Here is a 6,673-nt window from a genome sequence, read left to right as displayed (position 1 = left end):
ATTCTCGGTTGTCACGCTACTCTAAACGTTTTCAAACACGCAAAAAAAATCTCTCCCTCGAATCTCTTTTCCCTTTCCCCCCAACAAACAGTCGACTAAAGACAAATATCCCTTCTTATTTCGACACTACGGCGAATAAGGTAAGATTTATATTCCATTTTTTCAATGAAACGAAATGGAGAAACTTGGATGCGTAGTAGATGCACTTTTTGGCGATCACGCCTAATTTGGACGGGTTTCCTGCGACGAAGGAGATAGGCTTCAGCATCGTGAAGGTGACGTCGGAAAATCCGCAGCTTTTGGCCAAAAAAGTCAGCGTTTTCTCTTTGTAATTATTGATATGATCCTTTGCCTCGAGGTAATGCGCTTTCGGAGTCCTGCCTAAAAGCAGGACTTTCATTCTTGCTTTGATCAGTTGTACAGGGAAATTCGGAGTCTCAATAAAAATGAATCCTCCGGGCTTGAGAAGAGAATGTAGATATTCGAGCAGGCTTTGCGGATTCGGAATATGTTCGATGACGTCCCAGAGTGTAATGATATCGAAACTTTCTTCGGGTAGGTCACTTTCTTGGACGACGCCGGAGTATACGTTCGTAAGAAGATTCTTTTCTTTGGCAAACCGAACCGCTTCTTCCGAAATTTCGTAACCTACCGCATCCCATCCCGGTCTCTCTTGCCGTATTTTACGGATAAAAAAACCGAGACCACAACCCACATCCAGGATTCTTCCACTTGGAGAATGCAGGAATTTATCACAAAAATCCCGGTATATTTCCCTGTGAGCATGGTCCCACCAGAGCAAATCGTACTCTTTGCTGTCCGTTCCCCAGTATTCATTATAGTGTTCTTTCTGGATGTAGGTGGAGTAAACGTGTTCGCAACCAAGGCATTCGACGATCGGAATGCGATTTTCTATAAATACCACTTTTTTGCCTTGATTACCGCACAAGTAGCAATTAGAACGAAATCTAGAATTTGGATTTATTACAATTTCTGAATGCGATTTCCTGTTGTCCCAAATCATATAAGTTTTAACCGAGTATTAGCCTGTATTTTTTTAAGTGCTAAGTTATTCGATCAGGTGTAAGTTGCAATGGGAAAACCTGAAGAAACTGACAGAACGTCGTGAATTTTGTGTTAAAATATAAGTGAAATATAAGGCGCTTTCACGGCCGGTATCAGAGCCGGATTCTAGCATCGTACGTACGACGGATACGCGGTGGAAAAGATGGGAGGATCCGATGTTTCTCCCTGCTTTTTCCGGGAAAATTGAACGAGAGTATATTACAATAACGGAAACTAGATGTTTTTCCTGTCAGCCCGAAAGAGAAAGGTTGCTTGTTCTTCCCGATTTTTCGAAAAGTCTCCGGCAAAATGACAGAAAGTAGCCTGAAGTTCCCGGGAGGTTCGAGCTTTACGGATTTTAAGTCTCAATTTTTAAATTTTACTCAATTTTTTTCCTTTCGCTTGTTGAGATACAAAGGCTTTCAATAACTCAGGGTATGATGAGGATGATTTCTAATCTCAATTACGAAATTCTAAAGAGTTTCGGGAAAAAATGGCATAGATTTCGAGTTGCCATTTCGATTTTACTAATACCTTTCCTATTTTCGTGCAATCGAGCCATGCCTTTAAAAATGGATATGAGCCATGGGACGGGATTTTTGCTTTCCATTCTTTTGGAAAACAATCCGGCGTCTCCTGCCTGTGCTTCCAGCCCTGTCCTTTCTTTGGGAGAAAATGCGACCGTGGCATTGGGGCAATCGGATTTTGTGAGTAGCGCCTACGGCTCCGCTACAAATAAGCTCCATTCCGCGCAAGGGATCGTCTCGGATTCGAATGGAGGAATCTGGGTAGCCGACTCCTCCAACGTAAGAGTCCTACATTTTCCTGCCGGCGTCGCATCGGGCGGATCTCCGGACATTATTTTAGGTGGAACCGCAGGTACTGGATTGAATCAATTTCAAAGTCCTAGCGGACTTGCGTTGGATTCCTCCGGAGGGCTTTGGGTCGTGGATACGTCCAACGAAAGGGTGCTTCATTTTCCGAAAGGAATTTCCACGGGAGGAAGCGCGGATATCACGATCGGCGTTACGGGAACCCATGGAACCACGAGTTCCCTTTTGTTCACTCCGTCAGGCGTGGGAGTGGACAATGCGGGAGGGATTTGGGTGATAGATTACGCAAACTTTCGCGCTCTTCATTTTTCCGCTCCCTTATCTAACGGGATGTCGGCGGATGTCGTATTGGGACAGCCCAACTTTACGACTTCCGCAGCACCCGCTAGTGCCTTGGCTTCGAATTTGGGAGGTCCGAATGCCGTCAGAATCGACTCGAGCGGAAACGTGTGGATTACGGATAACATCTATTCTAGAGTGTTGCGCTATTCTCCTCCTTTCACCAACGGAATGAACGCCAATCTTGTAATCGGTGCGCCCAATTTCACTTCTTCTATGAACGGTGTTACCGGGCAAAATACTCTTTGGGCTCCGAGCGGACTCTCCTTCGATTCCAAAGGGAACGTTTGGATCACCGACAATTCGTATAGAAGAGTCACTCATTATTCCGCTCCCTTCAGCAACGGGATGAATGCGGACAACGTTTTGGGGGAACCGGACTATGCTTCTTTCAATGCAAATCTCACCGTCTCCGCATCCACATTCAACAACCCTTTTGATGTGACCGTTACGCCTTGCGGGCAGGTTTGGGTTTCCGATATCAACTTCAATCGCGTCACTTATTTTCCGTAAAAGATAGGCGGATCCTTCGCTCTGAATCAAGCGCTCCTTTTCCGAGCTAGAATTCCGTAATGCCAAGGGGGGAGATTTCTTAGGATCGGTTCCGGGATTTCGAATCCGCTTTCTTCCACCCATTGTTTCGTCTGTTCCGGTCTGGGGCGTATTTCTAGGCTCGGTCCCCTGGGAGTTTTCGGATCGAAATTCCAATGGATGATTCCCGCTTTTCCTCCCGGCTTCAGGATTCGAAACGTTTCCGCGAGGATCTCTTGGGGGGACTCGTGATGAAGGATATTAAACAGGGCTACATAATCGACGGAGAGATCCGCGAGTCCGGTTCCTTCAGCGATCAAATCTCGTCGTACGATTTCCACATTGGCAAGACCGGCTTGTAGAACTCTCGACTCTGCCATGGAAATCATTTCGGGTTCGATGTCGAATGCGACGACTTTGCCGGCAATCCGTTTCGCTACGGGGATCGTAAACGTCCCGTACCCGGATCCGAATTCTACGAAAGTCCCGATGTCGGAACCGATTTCCATTCGGTCCAGTATTAGCGCCACGTCGAATAAACTCTCCCAATAAGAGTATTCCGGCATCCCACTGTCTCGAACCTTCATTAGTTCAGAAAAAGTTCTTGAACCGGAATGTCAATCGGATGTCAGATCCTAAAGTCGTATGGATCGCGATACGAAAACGCTTTTTACGGGGAGTATGGAATTCCGGGTAGAGGATCCGGAGCTGGGGATTTCCTTTCCCGTTTTAGTGCAGTATCCTACGGAGACTCCCGCCGTTCCGACGGCCTTCGGTCCGTACATGATGGACGTCAGCTCGGATGCGGATCTTTCGGTGGGAGAATTTCCTTTGGTCGTGATTTCGCACGGGAACGGAGGCTCTCATCTCCTGTACAGAACCATCAGTACTCATTTGTCGAAGAACGGCTATATAGTCGCGATGCCGGAACATTACGGAAATAACCGGAACAACAATGAATTGGAAAATACTCGCGCGAATTTGATCAATCGACCCAAGCACGTCAGCATGACGATAGACGGAATCCTTTCCTCGGAACGTTTCGGAAAAAGCGTCCGAGCCGATCGTATCGCGGTGATCGGACATTCCATGGGGGGATACACGGCCTTAGCCCTTGCCGGCGGGGTTCCTTGGACGAAGGAAGGGGAAAGAGTCGAGACTCCTACGGATTCCAGACTCCGAGCGATCGTGCTTATGGCTCCGGGGGCCGGATGGTTTTTGAACTCTTTACGTAAGGTGACGATCCCGATTCTTTTGTTTGCTGCGGAGCACGACCCCATTACTCCCGGATGGAATTCGGACATCGTGTTGAACGGTGTTCCGGATCGATCCCAGGTCCTCTTCCGAACGGCGTCCAACGCAGGCCACTTTTCCTTTTTAAGTCCTTTTCCTCCCGCTTTAAAGAATCGTAATTTTCCACCTTCCGTCGATCCGGACGGATTCGATCGAGAGGAGTTCCATCGGAAACTACCGGCAGAAATTCTGAAATTCTTGGACGAAAAACTGACTTAAATCCTTGTTAGGACCGATTCTCTTTCTCCCGTCTTAGATAAATTTAGCGAGTTTTTTGGAAAAAATTTGTTGGTTATCGGTTAAGGAAAAAAGAAGGTTCAAGATTACGAATTTCCGATGAGAATTTCCAGATTTCCTTATTTTCTTTGTTTTATCTCGCTGATTTTTCTGAACTGCTTGAAGGCGGAATCCGAAAGCTGCGACAATTCCGACGTCTTTACGGCGTCCCTTTTTCAAGGTTTCAGTTCCCGCAGAGGCTCTTCCTTTTGCGGATATGTGAAACCTCCTTTGCCTACGACTCCTTGGACTCGTCTCTTGGGGGCGGCAGGCGCTGCCACGCAGTCTGCCGGAGTAACTACCGACAGTTCGGGGAACGTGTATGCCGCCGGAACTACGACGGGAAGTTTGGACGGAAACGCTCAGATCGGTTCCCAAGACGCATACGTAGTCAAATACGATACGAACGGAAACAAACAATGGACCAGAACTTTAGGAGTCGGAGGGAGCAGCCTGTCTACGAACGGAGTCGCTTCCGATTCTCTCCAAAATGTGTACATTCTGGGTTCCACAAGTGTGAGCCTGGACGGACAGGCTTTCTCGGGCACCTCCGATTTGTTCCTTTCGAAATACGACACGAACGGAAATAAACTTTGGACCCGCCTTTTAGGGCCTTCCGGAAGCGCCGCGCTTCCGATGGGAATCACGACCGATCCTTTCAACTTCGTCTATGTGACAGGTTATACGAACGGGAACCTGGACGGAAACGTATTAACCGGATTGTACGATCTATTTCTCACGAAATACGACCCGAACGGAGTCAGATTGTGGACACGCACCCTCGGAGTTTCGGGGGCACATACGCAATCTGACGCAGTGACTTTAGATTCCTCTAATTCGATTTATCTGACAGGTTATACGACCGGAAATTTGGACGGAAACGTCCTGGCCGGAGCACAGGATCTGATCGTAGTCAAATACGACGCAAACGGGAACAAACAATGGACCCGTCAATTGGGACTATCGGTCGCTTCCGAAGTCGGAAACGGAATAACGACGGATATGCTCGGGAATATCTATGCGACGGGAAATACGAACGGAAACCTGGACGGCCAGACTCTTACGGGTACCTACGCTTTCTTTGTTGTGAAGTACGACAACCAAGGTGCTAAGCAATGGACCCGCCTTTTGGGTACCGGCGGGACCTTCACGTACGGAATAGGAATCACGTACGATTCCTTTAACGACGTTTTTATAACCGGGAATACGGGGGGAGGTTTGGATGGGAATACCCTGACCGGAACCCAGGATATCTATGTTACGAAATACGATCCGAACGGAGTAAAACAATCCACGCAACAAACGGGGGCTTCGGCGGCCAGCAGCACCGCTTCAGGGATCTCTTCCGATTACTACGACAACGTATTCAAGACGGGATATACGTCCGGAAGCCTGAACGGCCAGACTCTCGTAGGAACGAGCTCTTTGTATATTATAAAGAATTAATTTATTTTTTTGTAAGGAGTCGCGCCGGTCCCTTTCTCAATCGGAATCGCGCGACGTTTCGGTTCTTTCGAAATTTGGTCGTTCCGCTCGGGAGTTGTTCCGAATTCCGAAAGAACCGCGCTTCCGCCTTATGCGGTTTTTTTCATCCGGATTGCGCCGATGAGAAGCAATAGGATGGAGATGAACATTCCGAGGATTCCAGGAAGTCCTACCGGAGGAAAATTAGCGGGGGCTCCCGCCGCTCCTTTGGCGGCTAAACCCACTGGCAATAAAAGTCCCGCCACCGCCGCCCAGGACGCGATTGACTTCGCTCTGTCCGAAAGAACCACTTTATCGATCCATAGGCCGACCAGCATGTTGTACATTGCGATCGGCATTCCGTGAGAGTGTCCCTCGCGAAGATAAAAACGTACGATGCTCAGTACGTGTTCTCCGTTTTTTACAGAATTGGCGTCGAATGTTGCGCCGAGAGCGAATCCTCCCATTGCCGCCAAAAAAATCGCCGCCAAGCCTGCGACGAGGTTCGTTTTTCCGTATCGAATCATATTTTTCTCCATTCGAATATGTTGATTTTCCGGGGAGATATATGACGTTTATCGATTTGAATTCAAGAAATTTCGGCCCCGACTCCGTATTTTTCTAGGCTAAGCCGGGAAGATTCGAATACCATTTCCATTCTTTTCTGGGAAGAACCGCTACTCGTACGGCCCAAGAATGTAATATATACTATATTAGGATATTTTGAATTCGCATGCCGGGAGCGAGTGCTTTCTCGAGAAAGGGAAATCGGGCTGTTCTATGTTTTTGGTATACAAATGTTTCGTCTATTGCAAAAATTAGAACATAAAATTTTTTAATAAAATAATATTAATTGATTGTATGTTATTGGG

6 protein-coding genes are annotated in these 6,673 nt (G+C 47.5%); 3 read left to right on the top strand and 3 right to left on the bottom strand.

The window, feature by feature from the left end:
• Positions 1-115: 115 nt before the first annotated feature.
• Entirely contained in the window at positions 116-985 is an 870-nt protein-coding gene (locus EHO61_RS14290; RefSeq protein WP_425460358.1) for a class I SAM-dependent methyltransferase, read from the bottom strand.
• A 640-nt stretch (positions 986-1,625) separates the two neighbouring features.
• On the opposite strand from EHO61_RS14290, the gene EHO61_RS14285 reads away from it, so the two are divergent.
• Entirely contained in the window at positions 1,626-2,750 is a 1,125-nt protein-coding gene (locus tag EHO61_RS14285; RefSeq protein WP_246032150.1) for an NHL repeat-containing protein, read from the top strand.
• Positions 2,751-2,776: 26 nt separating this feature from the next.
• Here EHO61_RS14285 and EHO61_RS14280 read toward each other — a convergent pair whose 3' ends face one another.
• Positions 2,777-3,334, bottom strand: coding sequence for a class I SAM-dependent methyltransferase (locus EHO61_RS14280; protein ID WP_246032149.1), 558 nt, complete (start codon positions 3,332-3,334; stop codon positions 2,777-2,779).
• A 79-nt stretch (positions 3,335-3,413) separates the two neighbouring features.
• On the opposite strand from EHO61_RS14280, the gene EHO61_RS14275 reads away from it, so the two are divergent.
• Together EHO61_RS14275 and EHO61_RS14270 are read left to right on the top strand one after the other, a co-directional pair.
• Positions 3,414-4,280, top strand: a complete 867-nt coding sequence (locus EHO61_RS14275) for an alpha/beta hydrolase family protein (RefSeq protein WP_135814256.1) — start codon at positions 3,414-3,416, stop codon at positions 4,278-4,280.
• A gap of 117 nt (positions 4,281-4,397) precedes the next feature.
• On the top strand, positions 4,398-5,783 hold the full coding sequence (locus EHO61_RS14270) for an SBBP repeat-containing protein (protein WP_135814255.1): 1,386 nt from the start codon (positions 4,398-4,400) through the stop codon (positions 5,781-5,783).
• A 128-nt stretch (positions 5,784-5,911) separates the two neighbouring features.
• Here EHO61_RS14270 and EHO61_RS14265 read toward each other — a convergent pair whose 3' ends face one another.
• Positions 5,912-6,328 (bottom strand): hypothetical protein, encoded by a 417-nt coding sequence (locus EHO61_RS14265; RefSeq protein WP_135814260.1) that lies wholly within the window; start codon positions 6,326-6,328, stop codon positions 5,912-5,914.
• Positions 6,329-6,673: the final 345 nt, after the last annotated feature.

The sequence above is a fragment of the Leptospira fluminis genome (assembly GCF_004771275.1).
Taxonomy (GTDB): domain Bacteria; phylum Spirochaetota; class Leptospiria; order Leptospirales; family Leptospiraceae; genus Leptospira_B; species Leptospira_B fluminis.
The sequence above is the reverse complement of the archived record's forward strand: the minus strand, read 5'-3'. Positions and strand labels throughout refer to the sequence as shown.

Bases quoted from the DNA above. Each gene is read 5' to 3' on its own strand.
- EHO61_RS14285 (WP_246032150.1), top strand. From the start codon at position 1,626: ATGCCTTTAAAAATGGATATGAGCCATGGGACGGGATTTTTGCTTTCC.
- EHO61_RS14280 (WP_246032149.1), bottom strand. From the start codon at position 3,334: ATGCCGGAATACTCTTATTGGGAGAGTTTATTCGACGTGGCGCTAATA.
- EHO61_RS14275 (WP_135814256.1), top strand. From the start codon at position 3,414: ATGGATCGCGATACGAAAACGCTTTTTACGGGGAGTATGGAATTCCGG.
- EHO61_RS14270 (WP_135814255.1), top strand. From the start codon at position 4,398: ATGAGAATTTCCAGATTTCCTTATTTTCTTTGTTTTATCTCGCTGATT.
- EHO61_RS14265 (WP_135814260.1), bottom strand. From the start codon at position 6,328: ATGATTCGATACGGAAAAACGAACCTCGTCGCAGGCTTGGCGGCGATT.